The sequence below is a fragment of the Wolbachia endosymbiont of Oedothorax gibbosus genome (assembly GCF_936270145.1).
Lineage (GTDB): Bacteria > Pseudomonadota > Alphaproteobacteria > Rickettsiales > Anaplasmataceae > Wolbachia.
In genome coordinates this window covers 180654-204598 of the sequence record NZ_OW370537.1, presented here as the reverse complement: position 1 = coordinate 204598, position 23945 = coordinate 180654, and the positions used below count along the sequence as shown (strand labels likewise).

General features: G+C 34.1%; 25 protein-coding genes and 1 pseudogene. 9 read left to right on the top strand and 17 right to left on the bottom strand.

Annotated elements, in window-relative coordinates; genetic code table 11:
- The first annotated feature begins 100 nt into the window (after positions 1-100).
- Positions 101-325: a hypothetical protein gene (locus NBW37_RS01045; RefSeq protein WP_250296578.1), complete on the top strand. Its 225-nt coding sequence runs from the start codon at positions 101-103 to the stop codon at positions 323-325.
- A 284-nt stretch (positions 326-609) separates the two neighbouring features.
- Here NBW37_RS01045 and NBW37_RS01040 read toward each other — a convergent pair whose 3' ends face one another.
- The 5 genes from NBW37_RS01040 to alaS all read right to left on the bottom strand — a co-directional run bounded on the left by NBW37_RS01040 (position 610) and on the right by alaS (position 5247).
- Entirely contained in the window at positions 610-846 is a 237-nt protein-coding gene (locus NBW37_RS01040) for a transposase (protein ID WP_250296577.1), read from the bottom strand.
- 12 nt (positions 847-858) lie between these two features.
- Positions 859-1731 carry an IS982 family transposase gene (locus NBW37_RS01035; RefSeq protein ID WP_250295817.1) on the bottom strand — a complete coding sequence of 291 codons (873 nt, stop codon included), beginning with the start codon at positions 1729-1731 and terminating at the stop codon, positions 859-861.
- A gap of 61 nt (positions 1732-1792) precedes the next feature.
- A complete protein-coding gene (locus tag NBW37_RS01030) occupies positions 1793-2125 on the bottom strand; it encodes a transposase (RefSeq protein ID WP_250296576.1) in 333 nt (110 codons plus the stop codon).
- Positions 2079-2603 (bottom strand): helix-turn-helix domain-containing protein, encoded by a 525-nt coding sequence (locus NBW37_RS01025; RefSeq protein WP_250295815.1) that lies wholly within the window; start codon positions 2601-2603, stop codon positions 2079-2081. Before NBW37_RS01025 ends, NBW37_RS01030 begins: the two co-directional genes overlap by 47 nt.
- Positions 2604-2664: 61 nt before the next feature.
- Entirely contained in the window at positions 2665-5247 is a 2583-nt protein-coding gene (gene alaS, locus NBW37_RS01020; RefSeq protein WP_250296575.1) for an alanine--tRNA ligase, read from the bottom strand.
- Positions 5248-5442: 195 nt separating this feature from the next.
- Here alaS and NBW37_RS01015 point away from each other — a divergent pair, with 195 nt between their 5' ends.
- The 5 genes from NBW37_RS01015 (at position 5443) to fmt (ending at position 8781) form a co-directional block, all read left to right on the top strand.
- On the top strand, positions 5443-6420 hold the full coding sequence (locus NBW37_RS01015) for a hypothetical protein (protein WP_250296574.1): 978 nt from the start codon (positions 5443-5445) through the stop codon (positions 6418-6420).
- A gap of 314 nt (positions 6421-6734) precedes the next feature.
- A complete protein-coding gene (locus NBW37_RS01010; RefSeq protein WP_250296573.1) occupies positions 6735-7178 on the top strand; it encodes a PAS domain-containing protein in 444 nt (147 codons plus the stop codon).
- A gap of 98 nt (positions 7179-7276) precedes the next feature.
- On the top strand, positions 7277-7483 hold the full coding sequence (gene rpmI, locus NBW37_RS01005; protein ID WP_250296572.1) for a 50S ribosomal protein L35: 207 nt from the start codon (positions 7277-7279) through the stop codon (positions 7481-7483).
- A gap of 20 nt (positions 7484-7503) precedes the next feature.
- The gene (rplT, locus tag NBW37_RS01000; RefSeq protein WP_015589254.1) at positions 7504-7869 is read left to right on the top strand and encodes a 50S ribosomal protein L20; all 366 of its coding nucleotides are present in this window, start codon (positions 7504-7506) and stop codon (positions 7867-7869) included.
- A gap of 12 nt (positions 7870-7881) precedes the next feature.
- Positions 7882-8781, top strand: a complete 900-nt coding sequence (gene fmt, locus NBW37_RS00995) for a methionyl-tRNA formyltransferase (RefSeq protein WP_250296571.1) — start codon at positions 7882-7884, stop codon at positions 8779-8781.
- A gap of 205 nt (positions 8782-8986) precedes the next feature.
- Here fmt and NBW37_RS00990 read toward each other — a convergent pair.
- The 5 genes and pseudogenes from NBW37_RS00990 to rseP all read right to left on the bottom strand — a co-directional run bounded on the left by NBW37_RS00990 (position 8987) and on the right by rseP (position 16409).
- A pseudogene (locus tag NBW37_RS00990) lies at positions 8987-11913 on the bottom strand (FAD-dependent oxidoreductase).
- A gap of 45 nt (positions 11914-11958) precedes the next feature.
- Positions 11959-12390 carry a 3-hydroxyacyl-ACP dehydratase FabZ gene (gene fabZ, locus NBW37_RS00985; RefSeq protein ID WP_250296570.1) on the bottom strand — a complete coding sequence of 144 codons (432 nt, stop codon included), beginning with the start codon at positions 12388-12390 and terminating at the stop codon, positions 11959-11961.
- Between the two features lie 4 nt (positions 12391-12394).
- A complete protein-coding gene (locus NBW37_RS00980; protein ID WP_250296569.1) occupies positions 12395-12946 on the bottom strand; it encodes an OmpH family outer membrane protein in 552 nt (183 codons plus the stop codon).
- Complete coding sequence (gene bamA / locus NBW37_RS00975) at positions 12947-15283, bottom strand: outer membrane protein assembly factor BamA (protein WP_250296568.1); 2337 nt, start codon at positions 15281-15283, stop codon at positions 12947-12949.
- 7 nt (positions 15284-15290) lie between these two features.
- Complete coding sequence (gene rseP / locus NBW37_RS00970; protein WP_250296567.1) at positions 15291-16409, bottom strand: RIP metalloprotease RseP; 1119 nt, start codon at positions 16407-16409, stop codon at positions 15291-15293.
- A 100-nt stretch (positions 16410-16509) separates the two neighbouring features.
- On the opposite strand from rseP, the gene NBW37_RS00965 reads away from it, so the two are divergent.
- Positions 16510-16785 (top strand): FAD assembly factor SdhE, encoded by a 276-nt coding sequence (locus NBW37_RS00965; RefSeq protein WP_064125114.1) that lies wholly within the window; start codon positions 16510-16512, stop codon positions 16783-16785.
- On the opposite strand, the gene NBW37_RS00960 is transcribed toward NBW37_RS00965, so the two are convergent.
- The 3 genes from NBW37_RS00960 to NBW37_RS00950 form a co-directional block, all read right to left on the bottom strand.
- On the bottom strand, positions 16763-17080 hold the full coding sequence (locus NBW37_RS00960; RefSeq protein ID WP_250296566.1) for a cell division protein ZapA: 318 nt from the start codon (positions 17078-17080) through the stop codon (positions 16763-16765). The two genes, NBW37_RS00965 and NBW37_RS00960, sit on opposite strands and share 23 nt — an antisense overlap.
- Positions 17081-17152: 72 nt before the next feature.
- Entirely contained in the window at positions 17153-17431 is a 279-nt protein-coding gene (locus tag NBW37_RS00955; protein ID WP_250296565.1) for an HU family DNA-binding protein, read from the bottom strand.
- A 29-nt stretch (positions 17432-17460) separates the two neighbouring features.
- Complete coding sequence (locus NBW37_RS00950) at positions 17461-19113, bottom strand: 30S ribosomal protein S1 (RefSeq protein ID WP_250296564.1); 1653 nt, start codon at positions 19111-19113, stop codon at positions 17461-17463.
- A gap of 123 nt (positions 19114-19236) precedes the next feature.
- Between NBW37_RS00950 and trmB the strand changes: the two genes are divergently transcribed.
- Both trmB and NBW37_RS00940 read left to right on the top strand, forming a co-directional pair.
- A complete protein-coding gene (trmB, locus tag NBW37_RS00945; protein ID WP_250296563.1) occupies positions 19237-19899 on the top strand; it encodes a tRNA (guanosine(46)-N7)-methyltransferase TrmB in 663 nt (220 codons plus the stop codon).
- A 161-nt stretch (positions 19900-20060) separates the two neighbouring features.
- On the top strand, positions 20061-20933 hold the full coding sequence (locus NBW37_RS00940) for an IS982 family transposase (RefSeq protein WP_250295817.1): 873 nt from the start codon (positions 20061-20063) through the stop codon (positions 20931-20933).
- A gap of 70 nt (positions 20934-21003) precedes the next feature.
- On the opposite strand, the gene NBW37_RS00935 is transcribed toward NBW37_RS00940, so the two are convergent.
- From NBW37_RS00935 to NBW37_RS00920, 4 genes are read right to left on the bottom strand one after another with little or no spacing between them, the layout of a single operon-like run.
- Positions 21004-21729, bottom strand: a complete 726-nt coding sequence (locus tag NBW37_RS00935) for a putative folate metabolism gamma-glutamate ligase (RefSeq protein WP_250296562.1) — start codon at positions 21727-21729, stop codon at positions 21004-21006.
- A gap of 39 nt (positions 21730-21768) precedes the next feature.
- The gene (locus NBW37_RS00930) at positions 21769-22248 is read right to left on the bottom strand and encodes a dihydrofolate reductase (RefSeq protein ID WP_250296561.1); all 480 of its coding nucleotides are present in this window, start codon (positions 22246-22248) and stop codon (positions 21769-21771) included.
- Positions 22245-23525: a dihydropteroate synthase gene (gene folP, locus NBW37_RS00925; protein WP_250296560.1), complete on the bottom strand. Its 1281-nt coding sequence runs from the start codon at positions 23523-23525 to the stop codon at positions 22245-22247. Before folP ends, NBW37_RS00930 begins: the two co-directional genes overlap by 4 nt.
- A complete protein-coding gene (locus NBW37_RS00920) occupies positions 23525-23911 on the bottom strand; it encodes a dihydroneopterin aldolase (RefSeq protein ID WP_250296559.1) in 387 nt (128 codons plus the stop codon). The genes folP and NBW37_RS00920 overlap by 1 nt, the downstream gene beginning before the upstream one ends.
- Between the last annotated feature and the right edge of the window lie 34 nt (positions 23912-23945).

Below are 23945 nucleotides of genomic sequence, written 5' to 3'. Positions count from 1 at the left end.
CACGGTTAATTAATAGATAAATCGCAAGTAAAAGTTAAATCTAGTTTTTCTTTTTTCGTTGTTAATACATTTATAACACAATTGAGTTTAAATAATTGGTATGAAAAGCTTTTTACTTATTTTACTATCAATTCTATTTCCACTTTTAGCATCATCTATAAGCATTGAAGAAAATTGCGATTACGAATATTACCCTAAATTAGATGATGATGATGCTGCTGAATTATACATTATAAAGCGAAATTATTATAGATACGGGGAGAAATTAAAAATATTAGCAGATGAGAGGATAAAGGAGATCACTTTAGGCACTAGTGATAAATAATTGTAACCGTTCACTCAATGGCGTCAACTTAAGAGCCTTCATTAGCAAACTCTCCTAAAGACCCCAGTTATGGATTAAAAAATAGATAAAAGTGCAGCTAAAAAGAGGAAAATAGGGTAAGCTTCAGTATTTTGCCATATTACACTTCTTTGAAAAAACGTTTTATTTTACTCCAAAAACGTCTTAACTTTCTCTCTACTTTTTCTGGGTAAGGTCAGATCCCGCTACGTGTTAACGGCTAAGAGATACCGCGGCGGTATGACGTAGAGTGCTTATACCAACCCTCATAAATAACTAGACAAATAATTCACAGAGCAAATGGTTTTGATCGAACTTTCCGTAATATCTCGAATAAATTCAGATACAGCATTTTCAAGTAATTTAATAGAGTCATACATCTTGTTCTTTATTATATTTTCCTTTAAATGTTGCCAAAATCTTTCCACAGGATTGAGCTCAGGCGAGTACGGCGGCAAATAAATTATGGTGATATTTTCAGGAGTTTTTAAACCTTTAGACACCCCAGTTGCGGATTAATCAATATAGTAAAATCTAGAAATACAGGGCTTTTTAGGCTTCATGGAATATGAAACTAATGTGGAAAAGACGTGCACCAAGAAATTTATTGGAGACCTGTGCCTTGAATGCTCAAGCTCAAGTCTGTCTTTTAGGTAGCCAAAAACTGTTTCAATAATCGACCTTTTTCTTAAAAAAATCTTTTCTTCAAGTAGCATTAATGTGTTTTTCATACCTTTTTTTACTTTGGTAACGAGTTTTAGTCCTCTATCGAAGAGTTTTGCAAAGAGCTCTTTCTTTATATAGCCCTTATCACCAAACAAAAGACCAGTCAGTTTTTCAGTTAATTTTGGTACTGGTTTTCTGTCGTCAACGTTACCTTTAGTAAGTGTAACTCCTTGAATTTCACCTTTTTCATTAATTACCATATGCAATTTAAAACCAAAAAACCAGCCATATGTAGTCTTTCCAAGCTTTGCCAATCCTTTGAAAACTTTGTTTCTTGAGATTCTTTTTGGATGGCAAACAGCGATAGATGTTGCATCTATGTACGAAATCCCTGTCATTTTCGACTGCTCACATAGCCATTGCAAAAGTAATGCTAAATACCATAAAACCCTCGGTTTTAGCCTAATAAATCTACTATATGTTGGCAAATTTTGAAACTCAGATCCATATAGTGCTTTCAAATAATATGTATAGAAAGATTTAAAGTCCTCACATCTAGATTGTTGATAAAGTAAAATTATAGTAAGAATTTCAGAATGCGTAATCTCTGGCGTTCTGGTAGGTTTTTTACTGTTTGGCAGGAGTTTTTCTGCGAAATTTTTGTTTATAGCCTTGCAAAAATCGTCTACAAAGCAAAATAATTCTGTTACATTTTTATTCATGGGTAACCTCTCTACTTTTTGATAATATGTTTCCGGAGTTTACCCTATTTCCCTATCTTTTTCACTGACTTCTAATCCGCAACTGGGGTTTAGACCTATGCCAACTTGCGCAATCCATGATAAGAAAAGCTTCTCTAGTCCCCAAATCTTTCGACATCTGCTCCAAAAATATGTTCATGCAATCTGTGTTTACATGTGGAGCAAGTAGGCTAATATCCTCTCCATTCCTGGGATTTACAGCGCTGTAAAGATAGAAGTTTTCTCTTCCGATTTTTACTTTAACTTGTGTTCTTGAGCCCTTTTTAAACCATCCATGTCCAACTTTTGAGTGCGTTCCAAATCTCGATTCATCGAAAAAAAACCTCCTTTTTCCGGTTCTTTTCCACAATTTCATTGAGATTTTTTTTGAACTCCTCTTGTTTGTTTTTGTCTTGTTTATAATGTGCTGGACGAGGTGTGATATATGTAAATCCTAGCTTCTTCATAAGCCTTCTCGCCGTTGACTCACTTACTTTGATAGCTAACATTCCTTCAACTATACCTTGCAATTTTTTAGCAGTCAGATTTGCCCCATCTTCTTCTATTACCTCTCTTATTTTTTCCTTCTTCTCCTCGTTCAGTTTTGGTTTAGGTCCTCGCCCTGGCTGTATTGCAAACCCAATAACACCTTTTTCTTTAAATCTTGCAATCCATTTCATTAATGTCGTTCTCGTAATTCTATATATTTTAGCAACTTTTGAGATACCATACTCCTTTGCTGATATTATTGCTTGTAACCTTCTTCCTATCTCTCCTCTTATTCCATATTTTTTTAATTCTAACTTGCATTGATTATATAGTTCTTCTCCTATTGCTTTACTTTTTCCTGCCATAAACTACATATTTATTCTTTCTAGCCTCAATTATTTGTAGTTTTTACTATTTGTCTATCTATTAGTGGAGATTGGTATTAGAAGCTGTTATTTTGCTATAAATGACTGTAATGGCATCATCTATTTTATTGCTATCACAGCCTGTTTGTGCAAGTTCAGCATTCCCACCACAGTTCTTTTCAACTGCTATTGATATTAGTTCTTTTGCGCTAATCTTATTCGTTAAATCTTTACTTACCTTGACAATCAAAACTGTTTTATCTTTTTCTGTTGCCGTGAAAGCTATTACCGTTTTTGGTTTTTGTTGCTGTAAAATAAACTCTCTTATTATATTCGCTGGAATATTGGTAAAAGCATGACTTACAAAATTTATTCCATTTATTTCAGTACTTTTTATGCTCTCTGCGCTTATAAGTTTTTTATATAAATTTTTTATTTTAGCTTCAGATTCTTTGTGCTCTTGATTTAAAATATTTAATCGGTTGATTATTTCACTTGCTGGCGCTTTTATGAATTCTGCAACTTTTTTTAAGCTAATTTCATTATCACGCACATAATTAATAGCTTCTTGACCAGTTAAAGCTTCAATTCTTCTTACTCCAAAAGCAACAGAACTCTCTGTTACTATCTTAAACAAACCAATTTCTCCAGTATACTCTACATGCGTGCCGCCACATAGCTCTTTCGAATCTCCAATATTTACTACTCTTACTTGATCACTATATTTTTCGCCGAATAACGCCATAGCTCCTTCGTCTATTGCCTGATCCATATCTTGAATTTTTGTGGATGTAGAAAGGTTTTCTCTGATTAGAGAGTTTACCATATCCTCTACCCAAAACAGCTGATCCTGAGCGACTTGAGTGTTATGGCTGAAGTCGAATCTCAGTCTATCTGGTGCAACTAGGGAACCTTTTTGAGTGACATGATCACCTAAGATTTTTCTGAGTGCAAAGTGTAGAAGATGTGTAGCTGAATGATTTCTTCTTAAGTCTTGTCTTCTTTTTTTGTCAATACTAGCTGTAACTGTGTTACCTTTACAAATTGAGCCGACGCACCTGTGCAAATATAAGTCATTAATCTTGTTGGTATTTTCAACTGTTACCATACTTCCATCAGACTTTATAAGATTTCCAATATCTCCCACTTGTCCACCTGACTCTCCATAAAAAGGTGTTTTATCAAGTATAATGGTTATCTTCTCTCCCTCTTTTGCAGAATCAATTATTTCATTTTTAGAAGAAACTATAGCTAGTATCTTCGCATCATCTGCTTCATTGAACTCATAACCAACAAACTCTGTTTTACCAAACATATTGGTTATATCAAACCATACTTGCTCAACAGATTTTTCACCAGATCCAGCCCATTTAGCACGTGCTCTCTCTTTTTGTTCTTCCATTGCACCATCAAAACCTTTTTGGTCAAAATTTATTTTTTTCTCTTTTAAAACATCAAGTGTAATATCCAAAGGAAATCCATAGGTGTCATATAGCTTAAACGCTGATTCTCCAGGCAAAGTGTCACCTGGTTTTAAATCTGTAGTGAACTTCTCCAGGAGATTGATGCCTTTCATCAAAGTATCTTTAAAGTTTTCTTCCTCTGATTTTAACGTCGTTTCTATTAAGCTTTTAGCTCTGATCAATTCAGGATAAATATCCCCCATATAAGCCGAACTCGCGCTATCTATCAGCACCGGAAAAATGCGATGGAGTAGAGAATCATTATATCCAAGCAGGTGAATATAACGTGCGGCTCTCCTAATTAATCTGCGTAATACATAATTCCTGCCTTCATTTCCAGGAAGCACTCCTTCTGCGATGAGAAATGCAGCCGCGCGAAGATGATCTGCTATGATCTTATGTGCTACCTTATTTTCCTTTCTTCCACAGTACTCTTGAGATTTATCTACCAAAGCAGAAAATAGGTCAATATCATAGTTATCATGGACGTTTTGCATAACAGCTGCTATTCTCTCAAGGCCCATTCCAGTATCGATGCATTTTTTTGGCAATTTGTGTAAATTACCTTCTTCATCTTTGTTAAACTCCATGAATACCAGATTCCAGATTTCAACAATTCTATCGCCCTCTTGTAAATTAGGACTCCCATGGTCATAAAAAATTTCAGAACATGGACCGCATGGGCCAGTGCTCCCCATACTCCAAAAGTTATCATCTGTTGCAATTCTTATGATTTTATCACTTGAAAAGCCACTTATCTTACGCCAAATCTCGTACGCCTCATCATCAGTATGGTAGACGGTTATCGATAGTCTATTTTTATCAAGAGATAACTCCTTAGTGATAAATTTCCACGCAAATTCTATCGCAGTTTCCTTAAAGTAATCACCGAAGCTAAAATTTCCGAGCATTTCAAAAAATGTGTGATGCCGAGTTGTATAGCCAACATTTTCAAGATCGTTGTGTTTACCGCCTGCTCTTAGGCATTTTTGACTTGAGACAGCACGCTTCATTCCAGTTTTTTGAGCACCAGTGAAAATATTTTTAAACTGCACCATGCCAGCATTTGTGAACATGAGCGTTGGATCATGCTCTGGAGTCAAAGGAGAAGAAGAAACCTGCTCGTGGTCATTATTTACAAAAAATTTTATAAACCTTTCTCTGATTTCGTTTAGCTTCATCGTTTTTATTGAGGTTATCTATGTATAATAAGCTGCAATGGAAATAAAATCAATTCATCAATCTAAATATTGATATATATTATTTAGTATAATACATATAACTCCTATATAAAAATTTTAATAAAAATTATAGACTAAAATAATTTATTCATTATACATGTAGTAATATTTGTTAATTAATTTAAGGAGTGTGAAATGCCAAAAAAATTCCAAAGTACTAAGAATAGCATACGAAAGAGAGAAACCATAAATAAGCAGAAGATGGATGGTCCAACAATTAGAATTGTATCTGACTTGGAAAGTATAGAACGAAACAGAAGGATAGATTTTTTATTGAAAGGAAGTGATTTAACAATCGATTATTTGAATATATCTGACGATTCATTTGGGATAGGCTTTGTTACAGGAGAAGTAAGGTCAATAGACATTCCTCAAGCAATTCGTGAATTGACAATAGATGGAATTATTTCAGGTCTTAAGAGTAGAAAAATACAAAGTAATAAAGAGTATAATTTTAGAGAGTTTGACAAAGCATATCTGAAAAAGCTTTGGGATAAGGAAGTAACAGCTAGTTCACAAGAGCTAAAAGAAATGATTGATGAAAATGTGCAAATTAACCAATTGGGAAGATCTACTACTGAAGGAGTTGACCATGAGGTGCAAGAAGATAGCGAATATGTAACTATGGAATCAGCTCCTTTAAAAGAACAAGAGCCAGAATTATTTGATTTTGCATCAAGCAAAGCAACTACTCAAGAGATTAATGACGTAATAAATGAAATAGAAGAATCAAATGCTAGTGATGGAATTACACCTGAAGATATTTCCCGTTTTGGTCACAATTCAAAAGAAGTGTTAGATCATTCTATATTTAATAGCACAGATGTGGAAGGGCCTAAATTACCCGAAATAAATGGAGGACAGTATATAGGAATAGCAGGGATTGCTGGTGGTATATTGGGTGGAGTGCTAGCAGTAGCTTTTGCAGGATTAGGATACTTTGTATGGCATAGAAAAAATAGGGAAGGTAGCTACGATGTTGAAAAAGCGATGAAAAACCTTCCTGAACAAGCTCAACTTGAGCATTCCGGATCTACATCAGAAATAGAATCTTTGCTCAGCAATGCTACATCAGCAGAACATCTATCTTCTCAAATTAGCACCGAATATTAGCGCTTGTCCAAACTAGGGGATGTTTTTTAAACATCCCCAAAACTCACATACAGGATTCTTTAATAAATCAATAGAATTGTATATCCTGTTTTAATATTTCCTTTACTAAATCCACAACTTTTTCATTTAATAATTTTGGTGTTAATAAACCTCAACTAGCTATATTTACCCGTATAATCTTGTTTCCCATATTGTTTATCTATGAATAGGAATTGGTATGAGAACTTCTAGTGACATGCACCTTGTGGTAAGAAAAAATCAATATATTCACGATAAATTCACCTCATATCTGTGTTTTATATGTGGAAATTGTAATGGAAATTTATGTAGGCAAAGAAAAAAGAATAGCAAATGTGGTAACTGAGCACTGGAGTGATATAAAAGGATCAGACAGAGATTGGCCAGAAAGGCATGAAATAGACACTGCAGAAATAATGGAGTCGTGGCAGCATTGTTTTATCATTGAAGTCAAAGATCAAGGTTATATTTGCGAAAATGCAGGAGAAAAGGCCGTTGAATTCTATGGTTTTGAGAAAAAGATGCGCATTGATAATAAGTATGCAATTGATGCACCATTTTTGCGGCTATATAAAATAGATGCAGTTATTGATAAACTTGATACTGTAATAGAGAGTAAATGTCCAATCAACGAAGAGGAAGAAAGTGAAAGTGTTAAAATGAGGCAAGTATTGTTGCCACTTGGGAATAAAGAAGGTATAACACACATATTGGGTGTAATTACATTTAAGCTCCTTTGATGTGCAATTTTAATTTGATTCTTTAATAAAATTATTTATACTAATGCTTAATTACTATTAAGGAACTCAATAGTAGTGTTTGTAAATTTGTTTGGAATATGAAGAAAATAAAATTAAAAACCAAATCTTCTGTTAAAAAGCGCTTTCACCTTACAGCTAAGGGTAAAGTCATTTCTACTCAGTCAGGCAAAAGGCATGGCATGGTAAAGAGAAGTAAATCTAATATTCGTAATCAGCGCGGTACAACGATTCTTGGTAAATCTGACTCGCGTATAGTTAAGCTTTATATGCCTTATGGTGTTTAACAAAATGGAGGTAAAATAAAATGGCTCGGGTAAAACGTGGAGTCACTACTCACGCTCGTCATAAAAAAATATTGAAACTGGCAAAGGGTTATAGAGGGCGCGCAAAAAGTTGTTATAGAATTGCATTACAAAGAGTTGAAAAAGCACTGCAATATGCTTATAGAGACAGAAGAAATCGTAAACGTGATTTTCGTGGTTTATGGATAATACGTATTAATGCAGCAGTAAGAGAGCATGGGCTTACTTATGGTAGGTTTATGCATGGTCTTACACTTGCTGGAATTGATTTAAATAGAAAAATTCTGGCTGAGATGGCCGTTAATTATAAGGATGATTTTGCTAAATTAGTAGAAGCTGTAAGCGGTAAATTAGCAGAGAACTCTTAAAGTAAAGACACTATGAGAATTATTTTCATGGGATCACCGGAATTCGCTGTTAGTACACTAAACTTACTATTGAAATCACAGAATGAAATAGTAGCAGTATACACCAAGGCTCCAAAACCTTCGGGGCGTGGACAGAAGCCAACGAAATCTCCAGTACATGTTATCGCTGAAGAAAATAACATAGAGGTATGTACTCCTATCTCTCTAAAGTTTTCAGCAGAGCAAGAAAAATTTAGAAATTTCAAACCAGACGTTGCAGTTGTAGCTGCGTATGGATTGATACTCCCAAGAGAAATTTTGAATATTCCAAAATATGGTTGTATTAATATTCATCCTTCATTACTACCAAGGTGGCGTGGTGCAGCTCCGATACAGCACACAATTTTAGCAGGAGATCAAGAAACCGGGGTTAGCATTATGCAATTGGATGAAAGATTAGATTCCGGCCCTATTTTAAAACAGGAAAAATTTCTTATCGAAAAGAACGATAACTACAAGACATTGCATGATAAATTATCTAAGCTAGGCAGTGATTTACTGCTGAAAGTGCTAAACGAAATTGAAAAACAGGTTCCCTTAAAACAGAACGATAATGATGCATGTTACGCTGACAAAGTGGAAGACTATAAAATTTATGCAAGTGATGCTTGTGAGGTTGCTTATAGAAAGGTTAAAGCGTTTTACCCAAAAGCGTTCATCAAGATAGATAATAAACGTATCAGGATACTTGATGCTGACTTTGAAGCTTTCGCTTCAGAACAAGGTGAGATCGTTAATGATAACATGCACATAAGTTTAAAAGGTGGCACTTTAATTCCTAAAGTTGTACAAATGGAAGGGAGAAATCCTTGTAGTATTGAAGATTTTATTCGTGGCTTGAAATCAAGTATGGTAAAAAAATCTATAAAATAGACTACTTTGAAGGGAAGGTTAGGAAGGCTAAAGCAACTTCTACAACTTGGTATTTCGCTGCTTGTTACACAACTGTACGAACATTCGTTTGTGAAAGCAGTGTGTTAAATGATATGTCATAATACTACCTTAATAAAAATCGTTATTGTAGTGTAGATTTATTAATAAATAATATACATTGTGGTATAATGAATACAAAATAGATTTAATGAACCTCAGTAGGGCTGCCAGTTGGACCCATAAGAATTATTTGCTCACCTTCTCTTAAGTGTCTGCATAAATTAGTGGAGCCGCCAGTTTCAAGCACAACAGTGGAAATAATTCCTTTTTTTTGTCTACTTCAGTGCCGGTTACGGCTATACCTTCCATAGCAAGGTTTGTATTATTGGCTTTTCTGCTATTGGTTTCAAAATTTTGCAACCTAAAAAATTGTCCAGATTTAAAATTCTTTGCCGCAAGAGGTGCTTTAATCACTATTTCTATCACTTTATCTGTTAAATATTGAACTTTTATGACTTTTGCAGTGAATTGCTCTTTGATTCTATTGAAGAATTCTTCATTAGCCAGGTCTTCAACACTTGACCACGCATTTTTTTTCTGGCCCACAACATCACACACTGGAATGACAGAAACGAAGCTATTAACTCTACTCAAAAGCTGAGAAATAATAGGGTAGCCGTTCTTAGCACTTGCCATAGCTTTCACGACACTGCCGCTATACGAAGGATGAAGGTCACCAAAAAAGCTAATTGTTTTATTGCCTTGCTTGTATACTAATATTCTGTCTTTATTTCGCATCTTAGGAGAAAATATTGGATCCATTTCTTTTCCTGATGAATTCAATTGAGTAAAATACCCATTACTTAATTTAAAATGCCTTTTATCTTCTGTTGCAATAACTGTATTTGGCTCAGTACCTGCTGCTATAAAAATAGAACGTGCTTTTATACGTTTGATTTCGCCGGATTTTGTGTCTATCAGTTTTATTGATTCAGCATGGTTATATTTATCCGTCACAACTTCAACTGGCTCTAAGTTTTCAATAAAGTAAATCCCTTCTGATAATGCGTTTTGCACCTCTTCGCTATTTAATCGATAACTTGGTGAATCTTTTAGCTCTTTTCTATATATAACTTTCACTCCCCCGAGGCTCTGCATTAACTCTAATATTTTTATTTCTCTATTCTCTTTTTTTGCTAACTCTTGCTCTGCTTGGATCAACTTTGCGTGCGATATGAGCTCATTTGCAATTTTGTGTTCTTCTTCTGTCCAATCTTTTTCAACACAGTCCTTTCCATACTTATCAACTAATATCTCATAACGAAGAAGAAATTTTTCTACTTGAATTGGATAATACGCTAAAGCTTCAGTGGCAGTGTCAATCGCAGTAAGCCCCGCACCTATGACAACTATCGGCATACGAACTTGCAAATTTGCTATAGAATCAAATTTAAGAGCGCCAGTCAGTTGTAACAACATCAGAAAATCAGATGCCATGCGTACTCCACGAGCTAGTATGTTTTTTATTTTGATCATTCGTGGCTTACCAGAGCCAAGTGCTAAGGCAATGTGATCAAAACCCAAGTTGAACGCGTCATCAACATTAATCGTGCCACCAAAACGAATGCCTCCATAAAGTGCGAAATTCTCACGTCTTTCCAGCAGTAATCTAATAATCTTTAAGTAATTCTTATCCCACCGAGAAGTAATACCATATTCTGCCACCCCACCAAACCCTCCTGCCATGCGTTCACTCAATTTTTCGTGTTCAAAATCTTTAATTAGCTGAAGATTATCGATCAAAGGCTCAATTTTTAGTCCATCAATAGCAATAACGTTATGCCCATCATTCAATAAATGATGAGCTAAATTAAAACCAGCAGGACCAAGGCCTACAACTAGGACGTTTTTTCCAGTGTTTCCTCTTGGCAATGGACGCTGAAAATTTAAAGGATTCCAACGGCTGAGCAGAGAATATATTTCAAATCCGTACGGTAAACTAAGCACATCATCCAAAATCCTTGTTTCAACCATTGGCACATTTACAGGCTCTTGTTTCTGATATATGCACGAGTTCATGCAATCATTGCATATTCTGTGCCCAGTGGCTGCACATAGCGGATTATCTATCATCACAATTGCAAGACTTGCTATGCTGTATCCTTCGCCTTTCACCAGATTCATTTCTGATATTTTCTGTTCTAGTGGACAGCCATGCAGTTCAACTTTTAGTGGGGACTGTTTAAAGGTATTGTCGTTATTAATTAGCCCCTTTGAGCAGCTGTCCTTACTTTGCTTATGACAAAATATGCAGTAGTGAGCATTATCCAATGCTTTATTCAAACTCACCTTTTTGTTTGTTAGGTCAAAACCATATCGTCTTTTTACTTCATTTGAATACAGCACTTCAGCCCTGTCTACTTCTTTTTTAGAAAATGGTATGAGGTTTTCGTGGTCGATTTTTTTATGAATACTGAATAATATACTCTGTTTATTTTTTACTCTCCACACTGCATATTGTGCCGCAAGTTCTATTTCTTCTTTGTGATTTTCTTTATCTTCAAACCAACGCATCACCTGCTCGGCAAAATTTTTTTCTGTTGTTGGCAAAGTAAGGAAACTATTTAATCTGTTGGTAACATAATCAATATTTGCTATATCAGTGTATTTCTTCAATGCATAGCGTTGGACAAATAACCTTTTGCATTTATATATTAGAGCAAAGTTGTTGTGCTTTTTCTTTAGCTCCTCTATTTCTTTTTCAATGTTGAAAAGTTTTGCAATAAATTCATCAAGTAAGCACGAAAGGTCTATAATGAGCTGGCTATCCGTCATCCAAGTAGCTGACCGTCCTTCTTGTTTCCTAGATCCCAGTGTCGAGCACTGGGATGACGGGGGATGACACTGGGATGACGGGGGATGACACTGGGATGACGGGGGGTGACACTGGGATAATGGGGGGTGACACTGGGATGAAATCGAAGAAGAAGCTGCTTTTTCTCTTGCTTCAATTAATGAACAAAACAAGCTCTCATCACATGATTTAATATAATTCAAAAATGTCTCATCTAATTTTATTAATCCATTGCGAGTATATAGATTCGAAAATGAGATTTTGAAATTCAGCTTCATTGCTATACTATAAAGTGTACATGCTGTCTCTTACAGATGAAGATTTTATTTATTTTGCAGTACTGCTGAGATTGTTGCTTCTGCAACTTTTTCTTCGCCAACAGATGCAATACACCTAAATTTGTGTACACCTAAACACACACTTTGAATGTTAGCTTGAAGAATCAATGTGTCCCCTGGAGTAACTAGCTTTCTGAATTTTGCATTTTCAATGGATCTCAAGTAAACAACTTTATTTTCTATTGTTTCTTTACCTAGAACACATATAGCAGATGCCTGAGCTAGAGATTCAATTATCAAGACTCCTGGCATTATTGGATGACCAGGGAAGTGGCCAATAAAAAATGGCTCATTGAAAGTCACATTTTTGATTGCTTTTATACTTTTACCATGATCACACTCTATAACTCTATCTACTAAGAGAAACGGATAAGAATGTGGCAATATTTTTATAATATCACTGATATTAAATTGCATAAGCCTACTCAATGCCTTTTAAAGCAAATTCAGGTATTTCCTTGTTTATATTGTTTAATACCACATCTGATAAATCAACTTCATCCGTGTAGTATAAAACTTGGTTCTTTTTTGAAATAAATACTACCAAATCTATGTTGTTTTTTTCTGCCATTTTTTTAGCAACTTCTTTTATCTTGTTAAAAACACTCTCTACTGCGTCTCTATAGCTTTCTTCTAAATGTAACATTTTTTTAGCGTAATTATCTCTAACATTTACAGTGTGCTTATTAAACTGTTCTGTCTTTTCCTTTTTTGCTTCTTCTGACAAAAGGTCAAATTCTTCTTTTGATGGTTTGAATTTTTCTAACTCATTTTCAAATTCTTGTTGTAATCTAGAATTCTGCTCCTTTATTTGTTGTTGTATATTTTGCAGAGCAAGAGATTCATTGATGACTTTGTCACTATCGATAATTGCAGCTTTTGTGTTCTGAGGTTGATATCCTACAAACTTATATCCCACAAATAAGGAAATAATTAAGGCAATAACTGATATAAATAACTGTATATATTTCATTCAAATCCCCGCTTCAATAGAAAATTTAACATTTGATGATGGTATTATATCATAAGATTCCTTTACTAAAGGAAACCCGAAATCCAATCTAAGTCTACCAAAAGGAGAAAGCATTGAAAAGCCAAAACCTGGTGACACTCTCACAAGCTTGCTATCGTAGTATTTCCCTTCATACTTCTTATTTTTATCATCTAAGCCGAAAAGTGTTGCATAGTCAACAAATAATGAGCCTTTGATACCAGCATAGTCATATAGTTTTGGTAGTGGGAAATCTACTTGCTGTGTTAGATTAAAATAAGTTTTGCCTCCCAATGAGCTTTTATTTTTGTCTTCTGCTCTTGGTCCAATGCCAGAAAGGTCAAACCCTCTAATCTCATTACCCCCTTTAAAAAAGTGCTGGCCAATGTTTAGATCTTCATCAGTATAAGAAAAAATATGACCTGCCGCCATCTTAAAGCGCAGCGTTATATCATCGTCAATTTTGCTTAATATAGGGTGCGTATAAAAAGATAAGAATTCAGATTTTAGGAAATTCACGTTTCCTCTCAATCCTGAAATATCCTGACTTAAGCGCAGTAAATACCCTTCTTTTGGGGCATATAGATTATCCAGTTTATTATATGCCAACGTGTATCCCACTGATGAAATCTGATGTTCACCTTTTCGGTCCAGTATTATTTCAGAGATATCGGTGTCTTGTCCACCCTTATTATCCATGTGTATATGATTATACTTATAAGAATAGCGAAGGGAATTAGTTAAGTTCTCTGTGACTTTATATGATAACTTTGTAAACAATCCCATATCGCAACTATCAAAAGTAGTGTTTGGTTTATCTTGTTTTTCATAAAATATACCCATGCCTAGTGACGTATCAGAATCGTTAAAATTACTTTCAACAAACTCTAAATCAGTAGAAAATGCGTATTGACTTTTTTCAAGAGCAAAAGAGAGCTCTTTTCCAGTACCAAATAAATTACGGTCTTTGAGGTCAATTTTAATCAATGCTCCACCAGGAAGAGACACACCGCCTCCCAAATACAACGAAGTAGTGTTTTTTTCTTTAACATTTAAGTCAAGATTTACTGCATCGTCATTAACTGCGTAACTATTTACTTTCACTGTTTCAAAAAAATCACTACTCATTAGTTTTTTACGTGACTTTTGAATCTCAGATATATTGTACGCATCACCTTCTGCTACACTTAGCTTACTTCTGATCACTTTATCTAAAGTGCGATCGTTACCATCAATTGTAATTTGATTTATATAAATCTTTTTACCCGGCAGCACTCTATAGGTTACATCTACAACATTGTCACGTTGTGCATACTCTGGATTAACTTTTGCAAATATATATCCTTTCTCATTTAAATATTTGTTTATTTTTTCTACTGTATTATTAATTTTAACTCTATTAAATATCTTATCGTTTTCCTCTGTTATAAAATCTAATATTTCTTTTTTTAAGCTCAAATCCTGAATTTCATTTTCAACATTAACCTCATTATTTCCAAATAAATACTGCTGTCCTTCGTCAATCAAAAAAGTTAACTCTGTTTGATTGTTATTGTTAATCTCAACAATTGGTTGAATATTATTTTGAATATATCCTTTAGATGAATAAAAATTATCGAGCAATTCTGTGTTAATCAATAGATATTGCGGTGAATAATGATTTCCGCCTTTAAAAATGGCTCTAAATAATTTACTAAATATGTCATTACTATGTCTTTTGATAACTTGCTCTAGCTCATTTTCAGAAAAGTTTTTGTTGCCTATAAATCTTATATCCTTAATTTTAGAGGTTTTGCCTTCTTTTATTTTAAAAATTAGATTGACCCTATTGCCATCAAGCTTATTCAGGTCATATTCAATTTTAACACTAATCTTACCGTTATTTCTATAAGTAGTGACTAAATTCACTAAATCGTTTTGCAATTTTGTTTCAGTAAAAATAGTTAGCGATTTTGACTGAATTACATTATTTAGCAGCTCTTTGCTGTTAAATAATTTATTACCCTTTAATATTATCTTGTTAATTAGTGGATTTTCTTGAATTTTTATTACCAAATTTTTTTTATCATCGATATAAGCGTTAACACTAGCAAACAACTTTGTTTTATATAAACCTTTTATAATCGAATCTATATCATCGTCGTTTACATAATTACCAGGTTCCAATTTTATATAAAAACCTATTGTTTGATTGCTTACACGCTCATTACCAATATATTTGATATCTTTTATCTGCGTTTTTTCCTTATTTTCTAAAGCAACAAGTAGAGCGGGAAAGGAGATAAAAATTACTATTAGTATGTAAAATAGCTTTTTCATATTTATTTTAAAAAAGACTCCTAATATCATTCGAAATTGCAATTGCCATCAGCAAGAACAAAATGAAAGCACCAAAGGTAGCCTCATATTTTTGATATTTCAAACTTAAATCTCTACGTATAACTGCTTCTATAATATAACGAAATAAATGCCCACCATCTAGTAGCGGAATTGGTAGCAAGTTAATCGCAGCTAAATTAGCTGAAATAATTGCCATGAGATACACAACCATAATAAATCCTTTTTTGGCTGATTGCCCTGAATATTTTGCAATTTTTATTGGTCCACCTATTTCACTTGCACTTCTCTTACCAATGATAATTTGAAAGATAGCTTTGATCGTTAAGCACATAGTGTGGTAAGTTTCACTGACTGATAAGCTCACAGCCCCAAGAAAAGATGACTGCTTTAATGTATTGACTGAAATAATCCCTATAGTTTCTCTTTCTATTACGTTGCCAAAAACATCTCTACTCTCAATTGTCAATGGAGTCAGGCTAGTTCTACGCTCCTCATTATTTCTGCTATACTTAATTTCCATCCTCGTCTTGGGATTCGACATTATCACACGTGAAATATCTTCAAAGTACTTTATTTCATTCTCATTAATTTGCGTAATAGTATCACCTGGCAACAAACCAGCTTGTTTGGCTGCACTTCCTTCAATTACATCCCTAATCACCGGTGGAGTGCGGTAATAACCTGCCGTGCTAAAAAATACTGTAAAAGCTATAACAGCAAGTATCATATTTGCAAAGGGTCCTGCAAAAACCACTGCTGCTTTTTTATACCGCGGTTTTGCATGAAATGAATACAATTTTTCTTCTTCCGTCAATTCTTGTTGATCAGCTGGAACACTCGCTACATTAGTATCTCCTAGCATTTTAACATAACCACCCAATGGAACAGCGCTTAATTTCCACCTAGTTCCAGACTTATCGTTAAAACCAAAAATTTCAGGACCAAAACCTATAGAAAAAGATTCAACTTTAACTTTGCATGCTTTGGCAACAATATAATGCCCATATTCATGCACGAATACTATGATAGAAATTATTAAAGAAAATGATAAAAAATAATATATTCCATCGCTAAATTGATGGATAAGATTAGAAATTAACTCCACCTGTATATTTAAATCTTAACAAAATGTTAAGTATATTAAAACGCGCCTCGCTTGACAAGTATTTAGTTTAACTTTTAAATTAAAAAAAAGTTTAATTGTAATGACAGATACCTCACTACTCAGAAGAAAATTGATGTATAGAAGCTGGCATAGGGGTTGCAAAGAAACCGATATACTTTTAGGGCATTTCGCATTGAAATATCTTGATAAATTTTCCTTAAGCGAACTAATCGAATACGAAAAAATAGTTGATCTTGATGATTACGAATTATATTGTTACATAACTCGCAAAACAAACCTCCCTCCTGGCTTAAGTAGTCAGATAGTCAATTTAATTGCTTGCTTTATTGAAGCTAATCCTTTATGCACTCAATAATCTTATTTACCTTACCTAGCACCTCAGTATATTCTATTTTTTTCTCGTTTTTATAATTTTCGCGCTCTTGATTGACTTCATCCAACCGCTTTGTTAATTCTAAAATTTTATCCTCAAGAATTAGTGCTGCAAGTAAGAAATTTAATGCATCCGAACCCTTACCTCCAATTTTTTGAGATACAGAACCAACTAGCTTGTCAAAACTATTAGCAAGGCGTAATAAATGGCTCTTCTTCCCACTTTCGCAAGATATTTTATATGTGTTATTACGTATAACTATTTCTACTACTTGCATATGATGCTAAAAATTTTTATTGTACAGTATAAACTTAAATTCCTACTTTCATCTTATTTATAGTATAAGTTTTTATTCATTTATCAAATCAGACAATTTTTTACTGCTACGAAAATATGTTTTAAAGTATTGATTCTTTGTAAACTTCTGTAACATTAAATGGCCCACTTCTTTCAAGTTATAACTTCTAACTGAAAAAGAACCAAATCCCCTAATTTCAACTCTATTATGATGTTTCAATGTGCTTGAAAGTATCCCAAAAAACCTATCAACTATAGCTGCTATAACAATCTTATCTAAAAAAGGATGTCTTTTTGCTACCCTTGCTATTATATCAGATTTTGTTGCCATTTATATGAAGCCAAAATAAGTAAACCTTATCACTTAGCAGATAATACTATGTTATATTCTTCAACACCCAATACTTCAACTTCTATTTTTTCTGATATAGAGAACTTTTTATTTTCCGGTAAATGCTCTTGATCTATTAGAAGGGTTACATCGTTCTCAACTTCAACGACTAGTCCATTCTCTTCTCTCTTACCTACAGTAACCTGTATTTTATCGCCTACCTCAACTTTCTTTATTAGTTCTTCAAGAGGGTCATACTCTATTTGTTTTATGCCAAGATAAATTCTTGCCCGATTCATGTTAGCCCTTATTACTTTTGCTTCTATTTTATCACCTACATTATATTTCTTTATCTCATCTGAGCTATTTTTAGACCAACTTAGATCTTTCAAATAGATTGTCCCTTCTACGTTCTCATCTATTTCAGAATCATTGAAAGCAACAGATATATATGAGCCGGCATTATTCTTAACCTCACCAGAAATAATAGAACCAGGAGGATACTTATTAACACATACTTGCCAAGGATTATCTATACACCTTTTCATACTTAAACTCATCCTACTTTTAGCAATGTCAACACTAAGAATTTTTACATATACTTCTTGTCCCCTTGTCACGAGACTACTAATTGGTAAATTGCTCTTAACCCAAGTTATTTCCGATGAGTGTACTAAACCTTCAATTCCAGGTCTAAGCTCAACAAATAATCCATAATCTTCTATACTTGTTACATGACCCTTATGCACACTATCAACTGGATATTTTGACTCTGCATCTTGCCAAGGGCTATCTTCTAGCTGCTTTACACCTAAGGAAACTTTCGCATTTTCCTTATCTATTTTTATAATTTTAACTTTTATAGTTTGGCCATAAGCAAAAACTGCAGATGGATGACTTACCCTACTCCAAGAGATATCTGTAATATGTAGCAATCCATCTATAACTCCCACTACATCTGATTCATGAATACCGACAAATACACCGTAATGAGTGATGCTTTTTATTTTCCCTTCTATTATATCGCCTTCATTTAAAGATTCTAAAAATTTAATTTTTTCACCAGCGTGCAATTTTTCTAACACCAGCTTTCTTGATACTACAATATTACCCTGCTTCTTATCCATTTTAAGCACGATGAACTTTTGTTCAGTTTCAACAAGGTGCTTAGCGTCTTTTACTTGCTTCAAATCTACATGACTCAGCGGTAAAAAAGCGCTTATTCCGTCACCAAGATCAACAATAAAACCACATTTAATTGAGCGTTTAATAACTCCACTTACTTCAGCCCTTGTAACTGTATATTCTTCCAACTTATTCCATTTCTCGTCTCTAATTGCTTTTTCACGGCTAAGAACAACATTACCATGATAATCCTCAATTCTCTCCACATAAACTCTAATTTTCGAGCCAATAATGATCTCATCATTATAACCGAGTTCCTTGATCAGAATTCTCCCGTCAGACTTTAAACCAATATCAACCACAACGTCGTTAGGGTTTACCCTTGTAATTACACCTTCTACCACATCTCCTTCTTTAATTTTATTAATAAAAGAATCCTCAAATAAGACATTATCCTGATCCTCAAATTGACCTTGACATATTTCTTCTATAAACTTGTTTGACGATAGCTTTCTGATAGTAATTGGCAAATTTACAGATGGATTATTATTATTCATACCTTTACTTAAACTTTATGAGAACTCATATATTATATAATATTAACAATTAGTGACAAGTAATTTCTTATTAATTCACTTTGAGAATTGTTTAAGCTATAAAAAGTAAGGTTATGTAAGAGTATGCTTAAGAATAGCAAGTGGATTAGATCGTTCTCCAGAAGGTCCAGGCTAAAACCGGATGTTGATGAAATATTGGAAAGATATTCTATTCAAAACAGCAAGGAATCTATAGAAAAGGTCGTAAATTCACGAAAAAGAATATGGGTAGAAATAGGCTTTGGCAACGGTGAAAATATGCTTTACCAAGTGCTTAATGAACCTGATCTATTATTTATAGGATGTGAGCCCTACTTAAAGGGGGTTTCTCGCTTGCTAACAAACATAGAAATACAAAACATAAAAAACATTTTAATATGGACAGAAGATGCAAGAGAATTGATTGCAAATTTTCCTGACAACAGTGTTGAAAAATTCTTTATTCTCTTTCCAGATCCATGGCCAAAAAGAAGTCACAATAAAAGACGATTAATTAATACGGAATTTTTAAATTTATTAGCAAAAAAAATACTTATAACAGGGGAAATATTCATTGCAACCGATCATCAAGATTATGCAGAGTGGATAGCATCACATATAAAGCAGTGTAACTCTTTAACCTATAGGGAAGATGATTTCACAAGTTATACTCTTACAAAATACCACAGAAGAGCGCTCAAAGATCAGCGTAAAGTGAGATTCTTTAAAGTAAGTGTTATTAATAATTTGCAGACTATGGATCAATAAAGTTCTTGCATGTCTCTTTTACGTTAACTATAGATCAAAAATAATAAAATAAAGAGGAAGAAATAGCTTTAAACCCCAGTTGCGGATTAGAAGTCAGTGAAAAAGATAGGGAAATAGGGTAAACTCCGGAAACATATTATCAAAAAGTAGAGAGGTTACCCATGAATAAAAATGTAACAGAATTATTTTGCTTTGTAGACGATTTTTGCAAGGCTATAAACAAAAATTTCGCAGAAAAACTCCTGCCAAACAGTAAAAAACCTACCAGAACGCCAGAGATTACGCATTCTGAAATTCTTACTATAATTTTACTTTATCAACAATCTAGATGTGAGGACTTTAAATCTTTCTATACATATTATTTGAAAGCACTATATGGATCTGAGTTTCAAAATTTGCCAACATATAGTAGATTTATTAGGCTAAAACCGAGGGTTTTATGGTATTTAGCATTACTTTTGCAATGGCTATGTGAGCAGTCGAAAATGACAGGGATTTCGTACATAGATGCAACATCTATCGCTGTTTGCCATCCAAAAAGAATCTCAAGAAACAAAGTTTTCAAAGGATTGGCAAAGCTTGGAAAGACTACATATGGCTGGTTTTTTGGTTTTAAATTGCATATGGTAATTAATGAAAAAGGTGAAATTCAAGGAGTTACACTTACTAAAGGTAACGTTGACGACAGAAAACCAGTACCAAAATTAACTGAAAAACTGACTGGTCTTTTGTTTGGTGATAAGGGCTATATAAAGAAAGAGCTCTTTGCAAAACTCTTCGATAGAGGACTAAAACTCGTTACCAAAGTAAAAAAAGGTATGAAAAACACATTAATGCTACTTGAAGAAAAGATTTTTTTAAGAAAAAGGTCGATTATTGAAACAGTTTTTGGCTACCTAAAAGACAGACTTGAGCTTGAGCATTCAAGGCACAGGTCTCCAATAAATTTCTTGGTGCACGTCTTTTCCACATTAGTTTCATATTCCATGAAGCCTAAAAAGCCCTGTATTTCTAGATTTTACTATATTGATTAATCCGCAACTGGGGTTTTAACTACTTTTCTCTATGAAGGAATAGCAAATTTTTAAGTTCCTCTTTAACTCTTTAACCAACTGGCTCCCATGAGGAGAGGAGAGGAGAGTAAAGATCTTCTTCCATAGATATCTTAACACTTTTTTCTTCTTTTGTAGTTGGCGGACGAGTAAGAAAGTGAACCTTTGGTGCACCACTAATTATTGCCATTGGTGTTTGCTCCGCCCCTTCTCCCATAACTAAAACAGCAGACGTTGCCAGCGCATCAAGAAGATTGACTTGTGTTACTTGCAGTGGTTGATTATAAAGATCTGGCTTGCCTATATAGGAATAAAGTGGTTTAAATCCACACCAACCAAGAGCAACGCCCGTAACCCCACGACGCATAGGTGTTACATTACTATCTGTAATCAAAATACCAAGATGTTTTATGCAGTGTTTTGTCTTGAGATAATTCCATATTGACAGAGCTGTTTTCTGAACATCTTTTGGATATAGAATATACACCTCATTACCATTTGATTCATCAATACCAGCAGATGGAATTAAGATATTATCTTTAATCGTTAAACAGATACTATGAGCCACATCAACAATTGCATCAGCTTCTCTTTTGATTAGCTCTTCTTTAGAACAAGCAGTTTTGCAAACCACTTGTTTTTGACAAATGGAAATGATTTTCGATGTGATAGCAAGAACAACTTCCTCTCTTAGCAGCTCTGAAACATAGCGATCAAGAACCTGCTCTAATACTTCTCCACATTCAATGCGGTGGGTATAAATTGCTTTAACATACATACTATTACATCAAAAAGTTTCTCATAAAAGCCTTCTTATCTATCGACTTAGCTTGCATATAGTATAATCTTTTGTTTTGGTGAGAATAGTTTTATTCCATCCATCAAGAAGTGTTAAGTTGAAATATACATCACCTTTATAAAGTCTGTGAATTTCTGTTATGATAAACTCTGAAATTAGATTATATTCTAAAAAAAGATGCGCTATTTGTGCTCCACCAATCATGAAGACTTTAGAACTACTTTGGATTGACAAAAACTCTTGCATAGAAGAAACAATAGTGCATTTTACTCCTCTGTTAAAACAAGAATTTAATTTGTCACGAGAAAAAACAATAGGAATACGATCGTTTAATATGTTTTGAGGCATAGTTTCAAATGTCTTTCTCCCCATAACAATAACTTGTTTGTCAGTCACCTGACGAAAATGATCTAACTCACTTGGATAATGCCAGGGCAATTCATTATTTATTCCAATTACCCCCTTGGGATTAACAGCCATAATTCCGATAACTATCATCCCTGTAAAGCAGCTTGAGCTGCAAAAAATCGCATGTGATCACGCACATTATGCACTCGAAGGAAATCAACTTTGTTGTGCAATGCAGATGATAAAGCAATTGTTTCTAAATCTCGGTTAAAGACAGGTTCTGTAGAAAAAGAAGAAATAAATAACTTTCTAGAATGGCCAACCAGAACTTTGCAGCCAAAATTTTGTAACGTTTCTATACTGCGTAAAATCTGGATATTCTGGTACATAGATTTGCCAAAACCAATACCAGGATCAATAATGATCGAGCTTTGATCAAAACCTAGAGCTAGTAATCTATTAATGTTCCTTTCTGCCCAATTATTTATGTTATCAATTGGATCAATGTCACTTGGGATAATGTTGTCTCTATGTGGTGGTATGGAGAGTGAATGCATAATAACGATACTACATCCACTGCTAGCAATCGCTTTTAAGGTATTATCATCTAGATCTCCTTTAACATCGTTTATCCAAGTAATGTTATAATGCTCCAAAACATTCAAAATAACATCTGGCCAGAAACTATCAATGCTGACTTTAATGTCACCAACTTTCATATATTGATTAAGGTCATCAAGTACTGGTTTTAAGCGTGCATATTCTGCTTTTGGAGTTTGTATTGAGGAGCCAGGTCTTGTTGATTGAGCACCAAGTTCAACTATGCTTGCACCATCTGATAACAGCCGCAGTGCCTGCTTGGTTGCTTGATCTGCATCATAATAAAGACCACCATCTGAAAATGAATCAGGAGTAATATTGACAATACCCACAAGCTCTGGCGAAAGCGTAAAACTCTTTAAAAAACAATCTTGAATATTAGGGATATCATAACCGAACGTTTTGTTGATTATTGGAATAGGGTTCAGCATTGCCATCAAGTGAAGCAAGAATGGTCTGTTTATCAATTCTGGGTGAGGAATTCTAAGGTAGGGTGTATCGAGCGTTAGATCATCCCATAACAAAATATCCAAATCAATAACGCGAGGTGCCCACTTTTCATGAGTCTGTGGGCGGCCAATGTCACATTCAATTTGTTTAAGGCCCTTTAACAGCTCTTCGGGAGAAGAAGAACAACTTCCATACACAACCATATTTAGAAATGGCTTATTCCACTCAGGTGGAGCACCGTTTGGTAAAATAGCCTTAGTTTCCAGAATAATTGAAGATTTTAAATTTTTAAAATAGCGTTCCTTTAGTAACTGAGCAGCCCTTTGTAAATGGGAAAAGCGATTCCCCATATTTGAGCCAATAGAAATATAGATCATTACTGTTCTTGCAATGCACTACAGTAAGTAAAGAAAACACCTCCATGCACACCAGGAACGGGTGGTGTAACTTTGTGAGTAGTCACTCTTATGGAAGAAATAGTATGTTTTTTCTGCAGCAAAAAGTCGTTAATCATCCTGTGTATCCCATGAGTTAAATGTTCGATTAAATTAAATTGCTTGCCTTGAACGAAATATTGAATGTTCCGTACTACCTCCAAATAGCAGAGAGTATCTTTAAGCTGATCGGTTGTAAGCCCTAAAGGAGGAGATTTAAAAGTGAAACCAACATCAATACTCACCAATTGGGGAGAAAACTTCTCTTCTGCGCTACATCCTAAATGAACCCAAAGCCGCAGGTCAGATATAAGAAGATTACATTGCATTTTAATATCACTGAATTTTAACTCTAAAGCTACT